Origin of the sequence: Rhodococcus koreensis (assembly GCF_017068375.1) — a bacterium.
GTDB lineage: Bacteria > Actinomycetota > Actinomycetes > Mycobacteriales > Mycobacteriaceae > Rhodococcus_F > Rhodococcus_F koreensis.
The window spans coordinates 6,874,055-6,895,883 of record NZ_CP070609.1; the positions used below are offsets into that span (position 1 = coordinate 6,874,055).

General features: G+C 68.7%; 16 protein-coding genes and 1 pseudogene. 8 read left to right on the forward strand and 9 right to left on the reverse strand.

Annotation, left to right across the window (positions count from 1 at the left end; genetic code table 11):
• Positions 1-9: 9 nt before the first annotated feature.
• Entirely contained in the window at positions 10-1,482 is a 1,473-nt protein-coding gene (locus JWS14_RS31210; protein WP_095861201.1) for an FAD-dependent oxidoreductase, read from the reverse strand.
• A 148-nt stretch (positions 1,483-1,630) separates the two neighbouring features.
• A complete protein-coding gene (locus JWS14_RS31215) occupies positions 1,631-2,806 on the reverse strand; it encodes an aminotransferase class V-fold PLP-dependent enzyme (protein ID WP_095861200.1) in 1,176 nt (391 codons plus the stop codon).
• A gap of 145 nt (positions 2,807-2,951) precedes the next feature.
• Here JWS14_RS31215 and egtA point away from each other — a divergent pair, with 145 nt between their 5' ends.
• From egtA to JWS14_RS31240, 5 genes and pseudogenes are all read left to right on the forward strand, one after another.
• Positions 2,952-4,166: an ergothioneine biosynthesis glutamate--cysteine ligase EgtA gene (egtA, locus tag JWS14_RS31220; RefSeq protein WP_095861199.1), complete on the forward strand. Its 1,215-nt coding sequence runs from the start codon at positions 2,952-2,954 to the stop codon at positions 4,164-4,166.
• Entirely contained in the window at positions 4,166-5,470 is a 1,305-nt protein-coding gene (gene egtB, locus JWS14_RS31225) for an ergothioneine biosynthesis protein EgtB (protein WP_095861198.1), read from the forward strand. Before egtA ends, egtB begins: the two co-directional genes overlap by 1 nt.
• A gap of 1 nt (position 5,471) precedes the next feature.
• Positions 5,472-6,218 carry an ergothioneine biosynthesis protein EgtC gene (gene egtC / locus JWS14_RS31230; RefSeq protein WP_095861197.1) on the forward strand — a complete coding sequence of 249 codons (747 nt, stop codon included), beginning with the start codon at positions 5,472-5,474 and terminating at the stop codon, positions 6,216-6,218.
• Entirely contained in the window at positions 6,215-7,189 is a 975-nt protein-coding gene (egtD, locus tag JWS14_RS31235) for an L-histidine N(alpha)-methyltransferase (RefSeq protein ID WP_095861196.1), read from the forward strand. Before egtC ends, egtD begins: the two co-directional genes overlap by 4 nt.
• A 52-nt stretch (positions 7,190-7,241) precedes the next feature.
• Positions 7,242-8,305: pseudogene (locus tag JWS14_RS31240) on the forward strand (PQQ-dependent sugar dehydrogenase); the annotation flags it as partial.
• 102 nt (positions 8,306-8,407) lie between these two features.
• On the opposite strand, the gene JWS14_RS31245 reads toward JWS14_RS31240, so the two are convergent.
• Complete coding sequence (locus JWS14_RS31245; RefSeq protein WP_095861195.1) at positions 8,408-9,808, reverse strand: flavin monoamine oxidase family protein; 1,401 nt, start codon at positions 9,806-9,808, stop codon at positions 8,408-8,410.
• Positions 9,809-9,937: 129 nt separating this feature from the next.
• Here JWS14_RS31245 and JWS14_RS31250 point away from each other — a divergent pair, with 129 nt between their 5' ends.
• Positions 9,938-10,099 (forward strand): hypothetical protein, encoded by a 162-nt coding sequence (locus JWS14_RS31250; protein ID WP_179377545.1) that lies wholly within the window; start codon positions 9,938-9,940, stop codon positions 10,097-10,099.
• A complete protein-coding gene (locus JWS14_RS31255) occupies positions 10,099-11,580 on the forward strand; it encodes a cytosine permease (RefSeq protein WP_095861428.1) in 1,482 nt (493 codons plus the stop codon). The genes JWS14_RS31250 and JWS14_RS31255 overlap by 1 nt, the downstream gene beginning before the upstream one ends.
• 507 nt (positions 11,581-12,087) lie before the next feature.
• Here the strand turns inward: JWS14_RS31255 and JWS14_RS31260 are convergent.
• The 6 genes from JWS14_RS31260 to JWS14_RS31285 form a co-directional block, all read right to left on the reverse strand.
• Positions 12,088-12,723: a TetR/AcrR family transcriptional regulator gene (locus tag JWS14_RS31260; RefSeq protein WP_072941028.1), complete on the reverse strand. Its 636-nt coding sequence runs from the start codon at positions 12,721-12,723 to the stop codon at positions 12,088-12,090.
• 77 nt (positions 12,724-12,800) lie between these two features.
• Positions 12,801-14,402 (reverse strand): thiamine pyrophosphate-binding protein, encoded by a 1,602-nt coding sequence (locus JWS14_RS31265; protein ID WP_095861194.1) that lies wholly within the window; start codon positions 14,400-14,402, stop codon positions 12,801-12,803.
• A gap of 103 nt (positions 14,403-14,505) precedes the next feature.
• On the reverse strand, positions 14,506-15,666 hold the full coding sequence (locus tag JWS14_RS31270; RefSeq protein WP_095861193.1) for an acyl-CoA dehydrogenase family protein: 1,161 nt from the start codon (positions 15,664-15,666) through the stop codon (positions 14,506-14,508).
• Positions 15,667-15,746: 80 nt separating this feature from the next.
• Complete coding sequence (locus tag JWS14_RS31275; RefSeq protein WP_095861192.1) at positions 15,747-17,180, reverse strand: aldehyde dehydrogenase family protein; 1,434 nt, start codon at positions 17,178-17,180, stop codon at positions 15,747-15,749.
• Positions 17,177-18,007 carry an SDR family oxidoreductase gene (locus JWS14_RS31280; RefSeq protein WP_095861191.1) on the reverse strand — a complete coding sequence of 277 codons (831 nt, stop codon included), beginning with the start codon at positions 18,005-18,007 and terminating at the stop codon, positions 17,177-17,179. Before JWS14_RS31280 ends, JWS14_RS31275 begins: the two co-directional genes overlap by 4 nt.
• A gap of 35 nt (positions 18,008-18,042) precedes the next feature.
• Positions 18,043-20,106 carry an acetate--CoA ligase family protein gene (locus tag JWS14_RS31285; RefSeq protein WP_095861190.1) on the reverse strand — a complete coding sequence of 688 codons (2,064 nt, stop codon included), beginning with the start codon at positions 20,104-20,106 and terminating at the stop codon, positions 18,043-18,045.
• Between the two features lie 230 nt (positions 20,107-20,336).
• Between JWS14_RS31285 and JWS14_RS31290 the strand changes: the two genes are divergently transcribed.
• Positions 20,337-21,824 carry an APC family permease gene (locus JWS14_RS31290; RefSeq protein ID WP_095861189.1) on the forward strand — a complete coding sequence of 496 codons (1,488 nt, stop codon included), beginning with the start codon at positions 20,337-20,339 and terminating at the stop codon, positions 21,822-21,824.
• Positions 21,825-21,829: the final 5 nt, after the last annotated feature.

Consider the following 21,829-nt stretch of genomic DNA (forward strand, 5'->3'; position numbering starts at 1 on the left):
TAGGTCCGGTCAGGCCTGCTTCGCCGCACTGATGCCGGCGCGGCGGCCGTAGAAGCTGCCGTCGCCGAGGGATGTGCCGCTGGCGTAGCCGCCTGCGCACACCCCGGACGTGCACCGTCCTGCTGCGAAGAGGCCGGGAATGGGTTCGCCGGAGACGTGCAGGACCTCGGAGTTCACGGTCGTCCGCAGGCCGCCGAGGGTGAATCCGAGCGTGAACCCGCGCAGGTCGAGGGCGGCGACGGGGGAGCCGATCGGCTTCACCCACTCGGACTTCTTGTGCAGCAACGGGTCCGACCCTTCGGCGGCGTGCTTGTTGTACACCTCGACGGTCGACTGGAGTGCGCCTGCGGGCAGGCCCATGTCGGATTCGAGTTCCTCGACGGTCTCCGCCGCCCACTTCGGCTGGGCGCGCAGGAACGGCGTTGCCGTGGTGGCGGCCGCGCCTTCCTCGTAGGACGCCTCGTCGATAATGAGGAACGCCTGGTTGTCCTGGTGGAACAGGGTCATCTGGCCGATGCGACCGGAGTACGTGTCCTCCGGGACGTAGCGCTGCCCCCGGCCGTTGACGAGGATGCCGCGGACGACCAATTGGGGGTCGCAGAGGAACGCGACCTCGGTGGCGTCCATGTGGGCGAGGTCGGCGCCGAGGGCCTGCGCCATGAGGATCGAGCGCCCGTCGTGCTCCTCGATGGCGGCGCCGGGGCGGCCGATGAGCCGCGGCGCGTGGGCCTCGATCATCTTGTCGTTGTACGCGAAGCTGCCGGTCGCGAGGACGACGCCGCGACGCGCCCGCACGGCCACCTCCTTGCCGTACTGTTTGGCGACGATCCCGACGACGCGTCCGGTGTCGTCGGCGACGAGCGTCTGGACGCGCATGTCGTATTCGGCTCGGACCCCGAGCTTTTCGGCTGTCTCGACGAGCGGCTTCATGAGCATGTAGCCGCCGCCCTTCTCGCCGGTCCGCTTGCCGTCCATCTGCGGAACGTGCCCGCGCGGCGCGGGGGTGGCGATCTCGTTGAACGGCGCCGCGTTCTCGCCGCCGGAGTACATGAGCCCGTCGTCGAACGGGGGCTCCCAGCCGGGTTCGCCCCAGAAGCTCTCCTTGAACGGGACCCCGCAGTCGACGAGCCAGTTGTAGTGCGCGACGCTGCCCTCGCAGTAGTCGGTGATCTTCTCCTCGTCGGCGCCCGGGCCGAGCGCCGCCATCATGAACGTCTTCATGTTCTCGACGGAGTCGTCGAATCCACACGCCTTCTGCAGCGGCGTCCCGCCGCCGAGGTAGATGAAGCCGCCGGCGAGTGCGGCGGCACCGCCCCATCCGCTGGTGCGCTCGAGGACCAGGACGTCGGCGCCGGCCCGCGCCGCCTCGATGGCGGCGGACACACCGGCGATGCCGTAACCCGCGATCACGACGTCGGCCTCGTAGTCCCACTCGGTGACCGTTGCTGCGGACCGGGGGCGGATCGGTGTGGCGTCGACCATGGGTGGAAGTCCTCTCGGGCGGTCACAGGCGTAGTGTGACGTGGGTTACCCCCAAACGGTAACCTGTTACAAAACCCGATTCGGTGGATCTCCCGATGAGTGGGACGTCGCGCTCGGACACGGGCGTGGGCCCGGCCGCCCGACGGGGCTACTTCGCGAGGGTCCGGACCTCGGCGAGGAACCGGTCGAGATCGTCCGGGGAGCAGAAATAGTGCGGCGACGCCCGCACCACGGCGTCCAGCCCGCGGGCGCTCATGTCCAGCAGCGTCGACCCGCGCAGGCTGGCGGTGACGGTGACGTCGCGGGCGGCCAGCTGCTTCCGGACGTCGCCGGGGTCGAACCCGTCGACGGTGAACGAGACGATTCCACACCGGCGGGCGCCGAGGTCCCGCACGGTGACGCGGGGGATCGCCGCGAGCCCCGACCGGAGGTGCTCGGCCCCGGCCGCCACCGCCGCCTCCACCTCGTCCATCCCGAGGGTGAGGAGATAGTCGGCGGCCACCCCGAGTCCGAGGCGGGCGGCGACGTCGCACTCCCAGAACTCGAACCGGCTGGCATCGGTCGCGAGGCGGTACGCGTCCGCCGCGGTCCACTCCGCGCTGTGCAGGTCGAGCGCGGCCGGTTCGAGCGTCGCGGCCAGCTCCGGCCGCACGTACAGGAAGCCGGTGCCCCGCGGCGCGCGCAGCCACTTGCGTCCCGTGGCGGAGAGGGCGTCGACGCCCAGTTCGCTCACGTCGAGGGCGATCTGGCCGACGGACTGGCACGCGTCGAGTAGTACCAGCGCGCCGTGCGAATGTGCCAGCTCCGTCACCTCGCGGACGGGGTTGACCAGGCCGCCGTTGGTGGGCACGTGCACGAGGGACACGAGACGGACCCGGTCGTCGAGGAGCGTCTCCAGGGCGGCGACGTCGATCTGGCCTGCGGGGTCGCTGGGGATCACGTCGACCGTCGCGCCGACGGACCGGGCCCGCTGCAGAACGGCGATGGCGTTGCTGGCGTACTCGACCTCCGAGATCAGCACGCGGTCACCGGCCCGGAGCGGGACGGCATGGAAAAAATCGTTCCAGGCGGTGGTGGCACTGTCCACCAGGGCGATGCTGTCGGCGCTCGCCCCGATCAGCCGGCCGAGGGACGACTTCACGGCCGCGAGATCGTCGGCCCGTTCGGCGGCCGCGACGTAGCCGCCCACGTCGGCCTCCCGGCGCAGGTGCGCGAACACGGCGTCCAGGACCGGCGTCGGCGGAAGGGAGGAGCCCGCGCTGTCCAGGAACACCTTGTCGAGGCAGCCCGGGGTGTCCCGTCGCGCCTGCTCGAGGTCGAGCATGTCCGATACCTCCCTTTTCGCAGTGAATGCACTCGAACGTACATGTGCAGGTTCTCGAGAAGTATGCCGTTGGGGCGTGCATCGGCGGCCGAGGCGCTCTAATGTCGATAACGACGTTCAGGCGGCGCCCGAAGGGGAGGGTCGAATGGCTACAGCAGTTCAGTCCGTCGAGGCAACGTGTTTCACGTCGCGGCCGGCGGCGGAGGCGTACCTCGGTGGTGTGTGTTTCAAACTGGGGCCACCGCAGCTGATCGGCGCGGAATTGGAGTGGCTGACCGCGCAACTGCCGGAATACGTGCGCCCCGACCTCGCCGCTCTCGCCGAAGCTCTCGGGCCGCACACCCCCAGAACCATCGTTCCCTCTTCTCCTGCTCAGCCCCTTCCCGGTGGCAGCGCCGTCACGGTCGAACCCGGCGGACAGATCGAACTGTCCAGCGCCCCCTATTACTCCGCACGCGAATTGTGCGACTATCTCGCCGCCGATCAGGCGGTTCTCGCGGACCTGCTGTCGACCCGATCGATCCTCATGTCGTCCGAGGCCGCGGACACCCGCCGGCCCGCGCAACGTCTCCTCCAATCGCCGCGGTACTGCGCCATGGAATCCCGCTTCACCGGCATCGGGCCCTTCGGGAAGCTGATGATGTGCAACACCGCCGCAACGCAGATCAGCGTGGACGCCGGGGCCGATCCGGTTGCGGTGGAGAGGCGGTGGCACCTGCTCCATGCCATCGGGCCCGCATTGATCGCGGCCTTCGCGTGTTCGCCGCGGCTCTACGGGGTACCCGACGGGCAGTGGGCGTCGCAGCGAATGCGTACGTGGCTCGAACTCGATTCGCCGCGCACCATCGGAACCCCGCACATCGCGGACTATGCGGGGTGGGTGCTGGACGTGCCGTTGCTGTGCATCCGCAACGACGGAACGGACTGGACGGCGCCCGACGGTGCAACTTTCGCGGACTGGGTCGAGGGCGCGTTGGACGACGTGATCGGACGTCCGACGCCCGCCGACCTCGATTATCACCTCACCACCCTGTTTCCGCCCGTTCGTGCGGCCGGTCATCTCGAAGTGCGCTATCTCGATGCGCAACCGGGCGACCAGTGGCGGGTTCCCATCGCGGCGATCGACGCGCTGCTGTCGGGTCCGGGTGCCATGGCCGAGGCGCTCGACGCGGCGCTGCCCACCGCCGAACGCTGGCGGGACGCGGCCGAGTTCGGCCTGGCCGATCTCGAACTACGTGCTGCGGCAACAGCTCTGCTATCGCTTGCGGCGGCATACTCGCCCGATCCCGAATTCGTCAGACTGCTCGATGCCGCCGCCGAACGATGTTGCCGGGGCCAGGCCCCGAGCGAGGAACGCTGATGGGTACTCGCGAGAAGATCGAGACGGTGTTGACACGGGCGCGAGAGCGCACCGCCGGGTTGACGGACTGCGTGGACGGCGATGACCTCGTCGCACAGCATTCCCCGTTGATGAGCCCGCTCGTGTGGGATCTCGCGCACATCGGCAATCAGGAAGAGTTGTGGCTCGTGCGGGATGTCGGGGGCCGGGAACCGGTCCGCCGCGACATCGACGAGTTGTACGACGCATTCAAACATTCGAGGAACTCCCGGCCGTCGCTGCCGCTGCTGAACCCGGACGAGGCCAGGCAATACCTACGCAGTGTTCGAGACAAGGCGTGGGACGTGCTCGACCGCAGCACGTTCCGGGGCCGGCCGCTCGAGGAGAACGGATTCGCGTTCGGCATGATCGCGCAGCACGAGCAGCAGCATGCCGAAACGATGCTCGCCACCCACCAGTTGCGTTCCGGTGCAGCGGTGTTGGCCGCGGAGAGCGCGCCGCGTGTCGGCGGGGCGATCGGCGAGGACGAAGTGGTCGTTCCCTCCGGCGAATTCACGATGGGAACGTCGGACGATCCGTGGGCGCTCGACAACGAGAGGTCCGCGCACCCGGTGCATGTTCCGGCGTTCGTGATCGACGCCGTCCCCGTCACCAACGGCCGCTACCTCGAGTTCATGGACGACGGTGGTTACGCGCGCCCCGAGTTGTGGAGCGAGCGGGGATGGGCGCATCGCCTCGACGCGGGGCTGGAAGCACCCCAGTTCTGGGAGAACGACGGCTGCGGAACGTGGTGGCGCCGTAGGTTCGGGGTCAGCGAGCCGATTCATCCCCAGGAACCGGTGGTGCACGTCTGCTTCTTCGAAGCCGAGGCGTTCGCGCGCTGGGACGGCAAGAGGCTGCCGACGGAAGCCGAATGGGAGAAGGCGGCGCGGTGGGACCCGTTCACCGGCCGGTCGCGCCGATTCCCCTGGGGTGACGCCGAACCCGACTCCTCGCTCGCCAACCTCGGGCAGCGCCACCTCGGTCCCGCGGTGGTCGGGGCATACCCGTCGGGGGCGTCCCCGCTCGGCGTCCATCAGTTGATCGGCGACGTGTGGGAGTGGACGTCGTCGCCCTTCGGGCCCTATCCCGGTTTCTCGGCGTTCCCGTACCGCGAATACTCGGAGGTGTTCTTCGGCGGCGACTACCGCGTGCTGCGCGGCGGTTCGTTCGGTACCGATCCGGTGGCGTGCCGTGGGACGTTCCGCAACTGGGACCACCCGATCCGCAGGCAGATCTTCTCCGGATTCCGCTGTGCCCGGGACCTTCCGGGAGACGACTACTGAGATGTGCCGACACCTGGGCTATCTGGGACCGGAACGATCAGTGGCCGACCTCGTCAGTCGCGGCGAGAACTCGTTGGTGCATCAGTCCTACGCGCCACGCGACATGAGGGGCGGCGGAACCATCAACGCCGACGGGTTCGGCGTCGGGTGGTGGGGTGCGGACGGCTTCTCCCGCTACCGCAGTGCCGCGCCGCTGTGGTCGGATCCGGTCGTGCGAGAGGCGTTGCCGAACATCCGCTCCCGCGCCGTGGTGGCCGCCGCCCGGTCGGCGACGGTCGGGATGCCCGTGCAGCACACGGCCTGCGCACCGTTCTCCGACGACACCTGGGCGTTCAGCCACAACGGTGTGGTGCGTGGGTGGCCCGAGTCGCTCGCCGGGCTCGCCGCGGAACTCCCCGCGAGCGATCTGCTGCAACTCGAGGCGCCGACCGATTCGGCCGCGTTGTGGCTGCTGCTGCGCCGGGCGCTCGGCGAGCAGGACCCCGAGAAGGCGATGAGTTCGCTCGTCCAGTCCGTCGTCGCCGCCGCGCCGAACTCCCGACTGAATCTGCTGCTGGGCAACGGCACGGAACTGTGGGCCACCACCTGGCATCATTCGCTGTCGGTGCTCGTCGACGACGAACGGGCCATCGTGATGTCCGAACCCTACGACGACAACCCCGCATGGCAATCGATTCCGGACCGTCGCTTCGTCAGCGCACGCCCCGGACACCTGATCGTCACCCCGCTCGAGATGGGAGCACGATGACCACCACACCGACACTCGAGGTGTACCTGCAGCCCGAGCAGCTCAGGGCCGCTCTGCGCAAGGACGCCACCGTCGGGCTCACGTCGAACCCGAAGTGGCTGCCGCCCAAATACTTCTACGACGCCCGCGGAAGCGAGCTGTTCGAGCAGATCACCACGTTGCCCGAATACTTCCCGACGCGGACGGAACGGGAACTGCTCAGGCGGTATTCGGGGGAGATCGCCGAGGTCGCGGCGCCGGAGATCCTCGTGGAACTCGGATCCGGGTCGTCGGAGAAGACACGGCTCCTGCTCGGCGCCGGCACCCGGCACGGAAGCCTCCATACATATGTGCCGCAGGACGTGTCGGTGTCCGCGCTCGAGGGGGCGGCGGAGCAGATCGGCACGGAGTTCCCGAACCTCACCGTGCGCGGCGTCGTCAGCGACTTCACCGAGTCGCTGCACCACCTTCCGCGCGGTGGTCGCCGCACGATCGCGTTCCTCGGGGGCACCCTCGGAAACATGGTGCCCGCCGAGCGTGCGGAGTTCCTCTCCGGGATCGCTGACGTCCTCGAACCCAGGGAGCACCTCCTCCTCGGTGTCGGGCTGGTCGTCGATCCCGCCGTTCTCGTCCCCGCTTACGACGACGCCGCCGGAGTGACGGCACAGTTCAACCGCAATGTGCTGCAGGTACTCAACTCGCAGCTCGACGCGGATTTCCCGGTGGACGAGTTCCGGCACGTCGCGTTGTGGGACGCCGGCAACGAGTGGATCGAGATGCGGCTCGAGGCCGAGCGAGCCATGTCGATTCGCATCGCCGAGCTGGATCTTGACGTCGAGTTCGCCGCGGGGGAGCAGCTGCGGACGGAGATCTCCGCCAAGTTCACTCTCGACGGCGTCCGACGGGAGTTGGCGGAGGCGGGATTCGGCGTCGACCGCACCTGGACCGACCCGGACGAGCGCTTCGCGCTGGTGTGCGCCGCGCGGAGGTGACCGACAAGATCAACTGGGGGCGTCGGCGCGCTTTATCGTTGCCGCGTAGCGCGATGGCCCGGGAATTCCAACGGTAGACACCCTTCCGGCTCTGACGGTCACGCTGGTCCTCGACGGGCTCGACCATCCGTGAGACGCAGTGCAGGCTCCGGACCGCGCGGTTCTCACTGGACAGCGGTCGGGCGGGTTCTTCGTCCGGCGTGCCGATGGAAGCACCGGACAGGTCGCCGCCGATCTCTCAGACCTCTACGCACAGTCCGAGACAGGGCTGATGGGGATCGCACTCGAGAGCAACTTCGCGCAGTCCCGCACCCTATACACCTGCCAGGGCTTCCAGGGCGGCGGTGTCACCGACATCCCCAGTCGTGGACCGTCGACGCCGGCTGGACGGCGCTGACCTGCGGCGAAGCAATCCTGACCGGGATCCCCGTCAACGAGGGACGCCACGGCGGTTGCCGGATCCTGGTGGCCGCCGACGGCACCCTGTTCGTCGGCACCGGCGACACGGCGCAGCCCGCCGTGTCGCAGGACCCGAACTCGCTGGGCGGCAAGACACTCCACATCAATGCCGACGGCACCCCCGCTGCCGGAAATCCGGACCCGGCGAGCCCCGTGTACACCCTCGGCCACCGGAATGCGCAGGGTCTCGCGCAGCAGCCCGGAACGGGCCGCGTCTACGCCGTGGATCAGGGGACGAGCCGGGACGACGAGGTGAACTTCCTGGTCGCGGGCGGCAACTACGGGTACAAGCCGGACCGGATTCCCGGCATCTACGACGAGTCCGTGCCGATGACGGACCCGGTGCGGGTGCCCGGAGCCGTTGCCGCGGCGTGGAGTTCGGGCAGCAGCACCCTGGCGACCGGAAGCGCCGCGTTCGTGACCGGTCCCGGATGGGGACCGTGGGACGGCGCCCTCGTCATGGGCGGACTCAAGACGCAGCAACTGATCTTCCTGCGCCTGGCCGCGGACGGGCAGACGGTGACCGCTCAGACGTTCGGCCTGCAGAATCAGTACGGCCGCCTCCGGTCCGTTACTCCGACCGCCGACGGCTCGTTGCTCGTCACCACGGACAACGGTTCAACCGACCAGGTGCTGCGAGCCACCCCACAAGGCTGACCCCCACGTGAGTGGCGTGGTGTGCCGCCGCACACTTTGCCGCTCACCTGCTCGGACGAACGGGACGCTCGTTGCGTCAGATCGAACGAGCGTCCCGTTCGTTCAGCGGGACAGTTGCTTCCGGATCTCCTCGGCCGCACGCGCCCCGGAGGAGATCGCGCCGTCGATGTAGCCGTTCCAGATGCTCGCGGTCTCGGAGCCCGCCCAGTGGATGCGGTCGGTGGGAGCACGCCAGCCGCCCCGTCCGTGGGCGAACCACGTTCCGGGGGTGGGGCTCGCCGCGTATCCACCTCGCGCCCACACGTCTTGCGGCCAGATCTTCTCCGTGTAGTCGATCGGCGACGCGGCGCGGTCGCCGAAGAGTTCGACGAGAGTGGCGATGATCGCTGCCCGGCGGTCGTCGTCGGAGAGCGCCGACCAGGACCGCTGGCGGTCGCCGTAGACGAAGCACACGAGCACACCGTGCCCGGCATCCTCGGGGGAGTTGTCGAACACGACTCCGACGGCGCGATTGCCGTAGATGGTGGCCTGGCCTGACAGTCCCTCGGCGCGCCAGAACGGGGTGTCGAAGACGGCGTGCACCTTCGCCACGTCGCCCATCGGGCTGCGATCGACCCAGCGGGTGCGCGCGACCGGCAGCGGGGGAGTGAACGCGACGTGCTGGGTGGCCGAGGGCGGCACTGCCATGACGACGCTGTCCGCGAGAATCGATCCCCGAGTCGTCTCGATCCGAACGCCGTCGGTGGTGTGCTCGACTTGGCGCACAGCCGTATTCACGTGAACCCGGTCGCCGAGATGATTTGCGACGGCCAGCGCCGTCGACTGTGCTCCGTCCCGGAATCGGCGCTCCTGCGCGCACCCTTCGGTTTCCATCAGTTGGTCGAATCCGCCGGCCGATGCGACGTAGAACATCAGATGGAACACCGACAGATCGCGCGGCTCGATCGACCACACACCCTCGACGGCGAGCGCGAGTCGCCGACGGGCGTCCTCGTTCGCGACGGTCCGCTCGAAGTAGGAGTGGACCGTTTCGCTGTCCCACCTCTCGATGCCCGGAGTGGCCGTGGGGTCGTCGAGGTCGACGGTTCTCGCGAGTTCGTCGATGCGATCGGCGGCAGCCAGGTAGTCGGCCATTCCGGGACCGCTGTCGGGACCGGCGCCGGTGTACCGCCGCTGCACACCGTCGGGCCACAGTTCGATGTGTTCGCCCATGTTGTACGTCGGGAAGGTCGGGCAGTCGAAGCGTTCGGCGAGGGCGAGCAGATGCTTTTGCGTGGGGCCGACCCATTGCCCGCCGTGGTCGACGACGACACCGTCCTTCCTCCGTTCGGAGCACACCCTTCCGCCGACTCGATCGGATCCCTCGAGAATCAGGGTGTCGATGCCGTCGTCGTGCAGCGAGAGTGCGGCGGACAGGCCTGCGTACCCCGCGCCGACCACGACGGTCCGAACGCGGGCCGGTAGGGCAGTCGGGTGATCCTTCGTGTTCGTCATGACCAGCATCCTGTTCTTGATTGGCTCGCCAGTCAATACTCAATCCTGGTTTCCTGCGCAAGAATTCGAGGGTTGACACGATGTGACCCGTGCCACAGACTATTGATAACTGGCCCGCCAATCAGAAATGGGGATCGCGTGGACGACGCATTCGAACAGGAACTCGAGAGGCGACTGCTCCTCCTGGAATCCCCCGACGCAGGCGGGATGATCCTGCCCGACCTTCCGTGGCGGGACGTCGTGGCGGCGATCGTCGGGATCGTCGCCACGATCACCGTCATGCTGTGGTGGGGGTACTGATGCTGGACGGGCAGCGGGAGGACCGCACCACGACAGTGGGCAGTGCAGGCGCCAGCGGCACGGACGCCACGCTGAACGAACTACCGTTGGTGCCGTCGGAGCGGATCTGGGGCTTCTGGGACTACTCGGCGGTCAACATCGGCTTGGCCGTGGCCACCTGGGCGTTTCTGCAGGGCGCGGCCGTCGCGTACTACGTCGGCGCAGTACAGGCGATCGCGAGCATCGTCATCGGCTACGCGATCAGCGTCTTCCTCGTCTCACTAGCGCCGTGCCTGCCGTCGGCGAAATACGGCATCGAGCAGTTCGTCGGGCTGAGAAGCGTGTTCGGCAGCAACGGCGCCCGAATCGTGATGGTCGTGATGTCCACGCTCTTCGCGGCGGCGTGGTCTGCAGTTCTGGCCATCATGTTCGGGCACGGCCTGGTGAACGTCATCGACAACGTCTTCGGGGTCGAGATCTCCCAGACGGGTGCGGCCGTGAGCCTGCTGGCACTGGTCGCGGTGGCCCTGTCCTGGCTCGTCCTCGCCCGGGGACCGGTCTCGGTGGAGTCCGTGTGCCGGGTGATCGCACCCGTGCTGGTCCTCATCATCGTCGGGATCCTCGTCATGGTGTTCACCAAGCGATCCTGGTCCGAACTGGCCAGTCTGCCCCCGCTCGATCCGGAGAGCGATCCGCACACCAGTTTCATGGTCGCGATCGAGCTGAACATCGCCGGCGGGTTCGCGTGGTGGCCGAACGTCGGGAACCTCGCGCGGCTCACCCGTGGTCCGCGTGCGGCGTTCTGGCCGAACTGGCTCGGACTCTTCGCCGCGTCGGTGGCCGCGGCCGTCGTCGGTGTCTTCGCCGCGCTGGCCCTGAACATCGAGGATCCGACGGAGTGGATGATTCCCCTCGCGGGAGTCGTGCTCGGTGTCCTGGCCCTGATCGTCATCGGCTTCGCCAATGTCACGGCCATCCTCTCCCAGGGATACGCGTCCATGGTCGCCCTCAAGGGCGGTGGCGGGAAGCTTCTCCGTGGCACACCGTGGCCCGTGCTCGTGGCGTTCATCCTCGGGCCCGCGGCGATCCTCGTGTTCTTCCCGTCGGCCGTCTACGACAACTACGGTCGATTCCTGTCCTGGGGTGCGATCCTCGTCGCGCCACTGTGCGCCGTCCAGATCGTGGACTTCTTCCTGCTGCGCAGAGGCGTCCTCCGGATCCGCGACCTGTACCTGCCCAGTGAGCGCTCCTGCTACGGCTACTGGGGCGGTGTCAACGCCTTCGCGTTCGCGTCCGTGGCTGCCGGTGCGGCGACGTACGCTCTGCTGCTCAATCCGGTCACCTACATTCCGTCCTCGATCTTTCCGTACACCACCGCCTCGATTCCGGCGTTCCTTGTCGCCGGCACGCTCCATGCCGTGTTGACCAAGACGTTCGTGCAGCCGCTCGGACTCGGCGGCTACGACCCTCTACCGCGGGTCGCCGCCGGCGTCGAAAGGTGAAAGATATGACGTCACAGCTCTTTCCCCACCTGTTTCCCCGCTTCGCATCGGGAACGTGACGCAGTTCTCGTGCAACAGGGGAAGGTGGCCGACACGACTGAATCCCGGGATACCGGCGCATCGCCGACGTCTGTCACCGCCACGAGTGCGTCGTCGTCGGGTAGATCTTCCATCCCGGCCGGGAGATCTTGGAGTCGCAGGATGGGTCCACCCCGGTCGCGCTGGCGCCGTCTGCCGTGCCGAGCGAACGCTTCCACGTGATGCCGAGAGCGATGACGGGGAGAGATCGACGCGGTCCTACAGGGGTACGGCGACGCTGCCCGGAGACTGCAGCGCGCCGGCGTCCATGGGGCACTTCCAGAGCGGCTGCGCGATCTCGTGCATCCAGCACCCGGAGACCGGCCGCGAACTGCGCTTCGGGACTCTGCAGCACACACTCACCGAGCGGTCCGCACCGTGGAAGAGGCTGTGCTGGAGGGGCTCACCGTCGCATCGGCGCTCTGACGGTCACTTCGCGGTGCGTTTGCCGGCGGTCGACGCGACCCGGTGCTTGTCGACGGTGATGGCGTCGATGAAGTCGTCGCACACGGCCCGCATCCGCGTCGGGGTCATCAGGGTGGAACCGGTGAGCACCTGGATCGCGAGGCCGTCGAGGAGACCGAGGAGCATGTCGGTGGCGGCCCCGGGATCCTTCACCCGCAGAGCGCCCTGTTCGACGCCGGCCTCGACGGTCTCCCGGACCACCCCGCGCCACTCCCCGTACACGGTGTCGTTGAGTTCCTGGAGTTCGACGTTGCCGAGTGCGGACGCCCACAGTTCCACCCACACCCGCCAGGCCGTGATCGTCTCCGGCCCGGCGGGAAGGTACGACTCCACGAGCCGGTGGAGCCGCACGAGCGGAACGTCGCTCTTCTCCATGATCCATCGCCGACGTTCCAGCGAGTGCTCGAAGTTGAACTGGAACGCCGCATGCAGCAGCGCATCCTTGGAATCGAAGTAGTAGTGGATGGTCCCGTTGCTCACCCCGGCCCGTGACGCGACGTCGGCGATCCGGACGGCGCGGAAGCCGAGTTCGGCGATGGCTTCACACGTCGCTTGAAGGATCTGTTCTCGACGTTCCGCTTCAACGCTCGGGCGTGGCATCGCGCTCTCAACTCCTAGGATGTGACGTCTCGTCTACAGAGACCGTAGTCGAGAGTTCGGCCGAACCAGCGTAGCCGTCACACCTGCTGCGTCGCCCTGCTGTTCTCGCGGATGTGCAGGAGAGTCGGGCGATCCGCGTCGAACGCCGCCGTGATCGCGTCCGTCAGCGCCGCGGGAGACTCGACGGCTCGTCCGTGACATCCCATCGCCCGCGCCACGGCGGGGAAATCGATGCCGCCGAGCGCGACCGAGTGGACGGTGTCGCCGCGGTCTGCCATCTCGTTGCGGATCTCCCCGTAGCCGCCGTTGTCGACGACCACGATGGGCAGCGGCAATCGGAGCTGCGCCGCCGTCGCGAGTTCGGGAAGCGTGAACATCACCCCGCCGTCACCGAGGATCGCCAGGACCCGTGCGTCCGGGTCGGCGACGGACGCGCCGATCGCCGCGGGCAGACCGTATCCCAGCGTTCCCTGTCCCGTCGGGTACAGGAATCCGCCGGGACGGTGCACGGTGAGGTTTGACAGCGCACCGTAGTAGCAGGCCATCGTGCTGTCCCCGGCGATCACCGTGGAGTCGTCGACGACCGGTGCGATGGCGGCCATCATCTCCAGCCACGGGGCCCCCTCGGCGGCGGCGTCGGCCCGCAACCCGCGTCGGAGCGACGCGGCCCGCTCGTGGGCGCCGGAATCCTCGCGCATCTTCGTGACGTCGAGCAGTTGCGACACCGTCGTCCCGGCATCGCCCAGCAGGCGGACGGCGGGATCGGCGTTCGTGGTCATCGACGTCGGATCGACGTCGATGCGAATCAGCTTGTGGTCCAGCTCGACCGGGCCGTACCAGAAGTCGGAGGGAGCGAATTCCGTGCCGATCGCGAGAACGCAGTCGGCGGCCTCGAGCACGGCGCGGACCGACGGATGGTGAACGCCGGCTCCCACCGACAGTGGGTGGTCCTCGTCGAGGACTCCCTTCCCGTTGGTCGTCGTGAGCACGGGGGCGGACAGACGTTCGGCGAGGGCGCGGACCTGCGGGGCCGCCGACCGGGCCCCGCCGCCCACGACCAGCACAGGAGACTGTGCGGCGGCGAGGCGCTGCGCCGCGTCGGTCACCGCGTGCACGGGAGCGGCGAGTGGAGCGGACTCGACCGGGGCCACGATCCGGACGTCGGCTTCCGCGTCGAGGATGTCGACGGGGATCTCGATGTGCACCGGCCGCGGTCTACCGGAGCTCATGGCGGCGAACGCGTAGGCGATCGCCCGGGGGATCTCGTCGACGCTGGTGACCCGGTGGCTGTAGGACACGATCGCCTCGAGCGCCGCGTGCTGATTCTTCACCTCGTGGAGGTAGCCGTTTCCCCTCCCCGGGTGGGTCAGCGGCAGGGCCGGTGAGATGAAGAGAACCGGGACCGAATCCGACCACGCCTGCGCCGCTGCGGCAGCGGCATTGAGGATGGCGGGACCGGTGGTGGTCAGGCAGACGCCGGGTTTGCCCGTGACGCGCGCATATCCGTCGGCGGCGTAACCGGCCCCCTGCTCGTGCCGCGTCAGGACGGAGCGGATCGGCGAGTCGGCGAAGGCGGCGTAGATGGCGAGGTTGTGGGTGCCCGGAATGCCGAAGACCGTGTCGACTCCGTGTGCGGCGAGGGCCGCGACGAGTGCCTGGCCGCCGTTCTGGCTTGTCATCGATGCCCTCCCATGGGCTGTGCAGTGTTCGTGTGCGGATGGTGCGCGGGTGCCCGGACGGGCGCGCGGCGACGGTGTGTCCGCCGCCGCGCACCCACGTCGTTCAGTCCAGGTTCCGGGAAATGACGAGCTTCATGATGTCGGACGTGCCTTCCTCGATCTCCTCCAGTTTGACGTCGCGCATCCACTGCTCGACGGGGTACTCGCGGGAGTACCCCCAGCCGCCGAGCGTCTGCACCGCGGCATGCGTGACGAACATGGCGGTCTCGGATGCCGTCAGCTTCGCCATGGCGGCGATGCCCCGGGCGTTGCCGCCGCTGTCGATGATGCGGGCGGCGTGATGGACCAGCAGCCGTGCGGATTCGATCCGCGTCGCCATGTCTGCCAGCCGGAAGGCGACCGCCTGATGCTCGATGATCGGCACCCCGAACTGCTTCCGTGTCTTGGCGTAGTCGAGGGCGTATTCGTAGGCGGCGCGGGCGGCGCCGACGGCGGCCGCCCCGAGCACGACCCGTGAGATGTCGAATGTGCCCATCAGTCCGTAGAAGCCCTGTCCTTCCGCGCCGAGACGATTCTCCTCGGGGACGAACACGTTGTCGAAGAAGATCTCCCGGCACACGATGGCGCGCTGCCCCATCTTCTTCATCGGCTCACCGAACGTCATTCCCTCGGCGCCCTTCTCGATCAGGAACGCGGAGACGCCACCGGACCGCTGGGTGCGGTCGGTCTTCGCGAACACGACGTAGAACTGGGCGGCGCCGGCGTTGGAGATCCACGCCTTCTGCCCGCCCAGCCGGTAGCCGCCGTCGACGCGCTCGGCCGTGGTGACGATCGACGCCGCATCCGAGCCGGACCCAGGTTCGGTGGTGGCCAGCGAGGTCATCGGGGCGTTCGGTCCGGTGAGGGGGCCGAGCCACTGCTTCTTCTGTTCCTCCGTGCCGAGGACCATGATCGGATCGGAGAAGAAGCCGTTGGAGCACAAGAGGTTTCCGATGCCGGGGTCACCCCAGCACAGTTCCTCCTGCACGAGGCACTGGGTGAAGACGTCGCCCATGCCGCCTCCGCCGAACTCCTCGGGGATCATGAAGTCGGTGATGCCCACCGCGGCGGCCTTGGCGAAGATGTCGACGGGTGTCACGACATCCGCCTCGTCGACCTCCCGGCCGCGGGGCCGGATCTCCTTCTGCGCGAAGTCGCGGCACAGCTCGATGATCTGCTTCTGCTCGTCGGTCAGGGGCCAGGCGGGGATGTTCGTGGTGGTCATATCGTGGTTCCTTCGCTTCGAATGCGGTTGAGTCGGTGCGGGGCTGTGGGTATGGGGTTGTGGGGATGTAGGTGCGACGGTCAGCGCTGCACCGCCGTCAGTTCGGTGAACTCCTCGACGCCGAACCGGCCGAGCTCGCGGCCCAGGCCGGAGGACTTCCAGCCCCCGAACGGGGCCTCGGGGTTGAACGGGGCGCCGTTGATGTCGACCTGACCGGTGTCCATCCGGGCCGCGACGCCCAGTGCCCGTTCCGGGTCGGCGGACCACACGGCGCCGCCGAGCCCGTAGTCGCTGTCGTTGGCGAGCCGGATCGCGTCGTCGTCGCCGTCGTGGGGCAGGACGACCAGCACCGGTCCGAAGATTTCGTCGCGCACGATCGGGTCGTGCGGCCCGACGTCGGCGAGCACCGTCGGTCGCAGGTAGTGGCCCGTCTCGAGGCCGGCGGGCATGCCGGAACCTCCCGCTGCCAGGCGGGCCCCGCCGGCCACGGCCGCGTCGACCGCCTCCGCGATCGATCGTCGCTGGGCAGCCGAGATCACCGGGCCGAGTTGCGTCGCGCGGTCCCTGGGGTCACCCACCCGCAACGTGCGGGCGTGGCCGGCGGCGAGTTCGACCGCTTCCTCGTACCGTGTGCGCGGCACGAGCAGGCGAGTCCACGCGCTGCACGTCTGACCCGAGTTGAGCATGGCGGCGTCGACGGTCGCGGTGACCGCTGCCGGCAGCGGGGCATCGCCGAGCACCACGGACGCCGACTTGCCGCCGAGCTCGAGGCACGCGCGTGTCAGGGATTCGGCGGCGGCGTGTGCGACGCCCCTGCCGACTGCGGTGGAGCCGGTGAAGGACACCACGTCGACCCCGGGATGCGCGGCCAGCGCGGCCCCCACCGTTCGACCGCTGCCCGGAACCAGGTTCAGTACCCCTGCCGGAAGGCCGGCATCGATCGCGGCGTCGGCGAACAGGTAGGTGGACAGCGGGGTGAGCTCGGCCGGCTTCACGACGGTGGTGCATCCCGCCGCGAGAGCCGCTCCCACCTTGGCCGCGAGCTGGTAGAACGGGTAATTCCACGGCGTGATGCAGGCGACGACACCCGCGGGGCGGCGCAGCAGCAGCGTCCGGCCCAGCCGTTCCCGGAACGGAAGGTCCCTGGCGAGCCGGGCATACGAGGTGAGGATCTCGATACCGAGGTCGATGTGCGCTTCCTCGGCCACGGTGACGGGGGCACCCACTTCCGCGACGGTGGTGTCGACGAGGAGCTGCCTCCGCGCGCGCAGCTGGGTGCACAACGCGTCGAGGATCTCGGCGCGATCCTCGGGAGCACGTGCACCCCAGACTGTTCCGGCGGAGCGTGCCGCCGCGACGGCCGCGTCGACGTGGGCGATGCCGGCCGACGCGGACCGGCCGATCACCGATTCGGTGGCCGGGTCGTGCACCTCCGTGCAGTCGGTGACGGGAATCCAGTCCCCGCCGACGAGGATCGAGTCGCGGTCCCAGGTAGTGTGAATCGTGGTGGTCATCGGGCCGCCGCTCGCGAATCCGTGTACACGGACTTGCCGAGCCACTGGCCGCCGTCGGTGACGAGGACCTCTCCGGTGACGTAGCCGGAGCGGTCGCTGAGCAGGAAGGCCGCGGACTCGGCGACCTCCTCCGGCGTGGTGAAGCGGGCAGCGGGGACGCTCGACAGCACTCGGGCGCGGTCCTGCTCGGTGGGCCACAGGGCCGCGCCGGCTCCCTCGGTCTCGGTCGGTCCCGGTGCGATGCAGTTGATCCGGACGCCGCGGCCGCCCCATTCCACGGCCAGGGTGCGCGTCATGGAGACGACACCCGCCTTGGCCGCCGCACTGTGAACGGTGCCGGGGTGACCGTGCCAGGCGTAGCTGGCGATGGTGTTGAGGATGGTGCCGCGGCCGGTCGCCAGCATGTGGCGGCCTGCCGCGCGGGTGCAGTAGAACGTGCCGTTCAGGACGATGTCCACCACGGCCTTCCACCCGCCTGGCGTGAGGTCCTCGCTGGGTGCCACGAAATTGCCTGCGGCGTTGTTGACGAGGGCGTCGAGTCGGCCGTAGCGGTCGACCACCCCGTCGATTGCCGCGTCCACGGCGTCGGAATCCCGCACGTCGCACACCACGGCCTCGGCTTTCCCGCCGACCCGCTCGGCCGCCCGGACGGTGTCCTCGAGCGCGTTCTGCCTGCGGCCGAAGACGACGACGGTGCCGCCCGCGGCTGCCCACCGCATCGCGACAGCGCGTCCGATACCGGAGCCGCCACCCGTGACGACGGCGACACGGCCGCGGAATTCGTCGGCGGTGTTCGGGACGAGGCTGGGGGAGTGGGTTTCGGTCATCGCATGGTTCTCCTGTGCTGTCTCGGGATATGGACTCACGGGGCGGGGGTCGGTTCAGCGGCCACGACGAGCGCGTCGACGGTGAGTGCTCCGTCCGGGGCGACGCGGACCGGATTCAACTCGATCTCGGCGATGTCGGGCCGTTCCGCGATCAACCGGGAGACGCGCGTGATCACGTCGACCAGACCGTCGACGCACACCGCGGGGCGTCCGCGCCACCCGCGCAGAAGCGGCATGCAGCGGAGGCGTTCGAGCATCGCGAGAGCGTCGTCGGGTCCGACGGGGGCCGATTCGAGTCCGATGTCCTGGAGTACTTCGGTTTCGGTGCCGCCGGCGCCCACCACGATCACCGGACCGAGGTCGGGATCGCGGCGTGCGCCGACCAGGATTTCCACGGTGCCCGCCCGGGTGTCCTGCTCCTCGAGCACGTAGTCGCCGTCGCCGAGCCGGGAATGCATGTCCTGGAAGGTGCGCGCCAGTTGTTCGGGGCCGTCGATGCCGACCACGACGCCGCCCGCCTCGCTCTTGTGCTCGAGCCAGCTCGCCTTGAGGACGAACGGGGCACGCAGCCGGCCGGCCACGTCGACCGCCTCCTCATGGGTCCGCACGACTGCGCCGTCGGGGAAGGCGACGCCGAGGTCGGTGAGAAGTTCCCGCGCGGCCCAGTATCCCGCCCGGAGTCCGTCCTTCGGAACAGGCTCGGAGAGAGTGGGATTCGATTGCTTCTGCGGTCGCAGGCGGGACAGCCCGGACAGGGCGCGGATCGCGGAATCGATCGTGTCGAACACGGGGACGCCGTGCCGCCACAACGCCTCTGCGGTGCGCGATTCCGGAGCCATGGTGTGGACGACGACGGGTTTGCCCGTCTCTGCGGACGCCCGGCCGATCCGTTCGGCCACGGCCGCTTCGCGTTCGGCGAGAGTGGGCGCGTCCCGCGCGTAGCAGCCGAAATACCCGGTGAGCACCACGGCGTCCGACTCGTCGGCACGCAGAAGGTGCTCGACGACGCTCGCGTAACTTCCCAGATCCTGCTCACCCGCCCCGGCGAGGTCGACCGGATTGCTGCTGGCCGCACCGGGAGGCAGTTGCAGCGCAATGGATTCGGCGAGCGCCGGCGAGAAGTCGGGGACCGTCAGTGCGCTCGCGCTCGTCACGTCCGCGGCGATTGCGCACTGCCCGCCGCTGTCTCCGACGATGGCGACGCGGTTGCCGACGGGAACGGTGGTGGAGAGGAATGCGCGGGCCACGGTGATCAACTCGTCGGGGGTGCTCACGCGGAGCACGCCTGCCGCGCGGCAGGCCGCGTCGACGACATCCACGGCAGAGGTGAGTGAGCCTGTGTGGGAGCGTGCCAGGCGCGTGCTCGCGGCACTGGCGCCAACGGTCAGCAACAGGGTCGGTCGTCCGGTGTCCCGCAGGGCACGCAACGTCCGGAACAGGGATTCACCGTCGCTGAAACTTTCGAGGTACAGAGCGATCACGCGCGTCGGGTCGTGGTTGCCGAGATCGGCGAGCAGTTCCGCTGCGGTGACGTCGGACTGGTTGCCGATGGAAACGAACCGGGAGACGCCCACGCCATGCCGGGCGCCGAGCGTCGCGAGTTCGGAGCCGAGTTGCCCGCTCTGCGAGATGATGGCGAGCGGCCCGGGTGTGAACCGCCCCCACGCCAGCGAGAGGTCGGTGGCGCTGTCGTAGATGCCGAGGCTGTTGGTGCCGACGAGTCGCGCTCCGGCACTGCGGATCCGGGCCGCGAGCTCGGCTTCGCCGGGCACGCCCGCGGTGACGCCGAGGAATCCGCGGACGCCGAGTGCGAGGGCCTCGTCCACCACGTCCGAGACGAACGGCGCCGGCACACAGAGAGCCACGAGGTCGGGGACCTCGGGGAGGGCCGACAGGTTCGGGTGGCACGGGTGTTCGAGGAGGGTGTCGGTTCTCCTGTTGACCAGATGGACTCGGCGGCGGTGCTCGCCGATCAGGGCGCCGCTCGCCAGCCAGTAACCCCACTTCGCGGGATCGGCGGAGGCGCCGACGACGGCTACCGAGGCAGGGTCGGAGAAGGCGCTCAGTTGTGTGACGGACTCGGCCACCACAGTGGTCATAGGGGATTCTCCTCGATCTCACGTTGCTGTCGATCGGAAAATAGATAACTGGCTCATCAGTCAATTTAGATTGTGGCGGCACTCACAGGGGCTGTCAACCCGCCTTCCGGACGTCGCTCGGGGCGCGATGCGCTCTTGACATCGGGTGTGATCGCCCTCACGATGATTCATAACTGGCCCACCAGCCAACTATTCGACACTCTCTGTCCTGTCATCCGCGAGGAGCATTCATGAAGACTGTGCACGATGGATCGACCACGGAGGACACGATGACGTCCTCGGCGGAAACCGACGCCGAGGCCGGTCAACTGCCGCGCGGAATCCTCCCGACGTGGGCGGTGTTCGGCGTCTCGCTCGGCATTCTGGCGCCCGCGTCGACGCTGGCCCTCGCCATCGGCGTCGTCGTCACCATCGCCGGCAACCTCAGCTGGATCACGTGGGCCGTGACCTCGGTACTGGTCCTCGGATTCGCCGGGGGCATCGGCTGGCTGGCCAAACGCTTCACCACCACCGGAGGGACGTACGGACTCGCGGCTCGCGCGGCAGGCAAACCGGCCGGATTCTTCGTCATGGTCACCCACCTCGCGTCGTCACTCGTCGCGGGACCCGCGTGCGTGATCGGCTCGGCGATCTACCTCGACGCGTTCCTTCAGAAGGTGGGTCTGCCTGCGAGCACGTGGACGCTCGGCATCTGCGCCGGGGCCGTCGCGGTCGCGGTGACCGCCCTGAACCTTCGTGAGGTGAAACTGTCCGCGAAGCTGCTGCTGGTCATCGAATTCTTCACGGTGGCAGTGATCGTCGTGCTCCTGGTCGTGGTCCTCGCGAATTCGGACACCGGACCGATCGACAGCCGGCAGTTCGACTTCCACGGCTTCAGTGCCACAGCGATCCTCGCGACCGCAGGCTTCTCCGTGTTCTCCCTCGCCGGATTCGACCACGCCGCTACGCTGGGCCGCGAGGCGCGTCATCCCAAGCGGGCCATCAGCTTCGCCGTCGTCGGCTCGGTCCTGGCCTGCGGGGTGCTCTACATCGTCGCGACCTACATCATCGTGCTCGGCTTCCGCGGGTTGCCGATCGAGAACATGAACGCACCCCTCGACACCCTGGCGGAGCACAACGGCGTCGGGTGGCTCGGCTATCTGATCGACATCGGTGTCGCCGTCAGCTTCTTCGGATCCACACTCGGGGTCATGGCAGGCACCAGCCGGACCGTGTACACCCTGGCCCGCGACGGTCTGCTGCCCGCCCGCCTCGGCAAGGTCAGTGCCGGCCACGGAACTCCCGTCGGCGCGGTGACGACCCTCGGCGTCATCTACCTCGTGGCCGGGCTCCTCGGCGTGCTGGTGACGACGGCGGAGACGTCGTACGGTTTGCTCGGGACGTACGCCGGCTACATGCTGATCGCCGCATACGGACTCACCGCGCTGGCGGCCGGCTACTGCGCGGTGCGGTCGCGGTCGCTGCGCCTGGGCATCGGACTCGCGACCGTGCTCGCCGCGATCGGGTCCGTGCTCGTGTACTGGTACAGCTTCAACCCGTTCCCGTCCGGAGCGCGAGGCGTGGTCGCGTGGATCTTCTTCGCGACCGTGCTCGGCTACCTCGCCCTGTACTGCTACCTGCGGCTCCGCAAGCCGCTCGTCTTCGCGCGGATCGGTGAATCCGACCGGAAGACGACCCTCGAGGTCGATGCAGACGAGCAGGCCGGCGTGGTGCGCTGACCGTC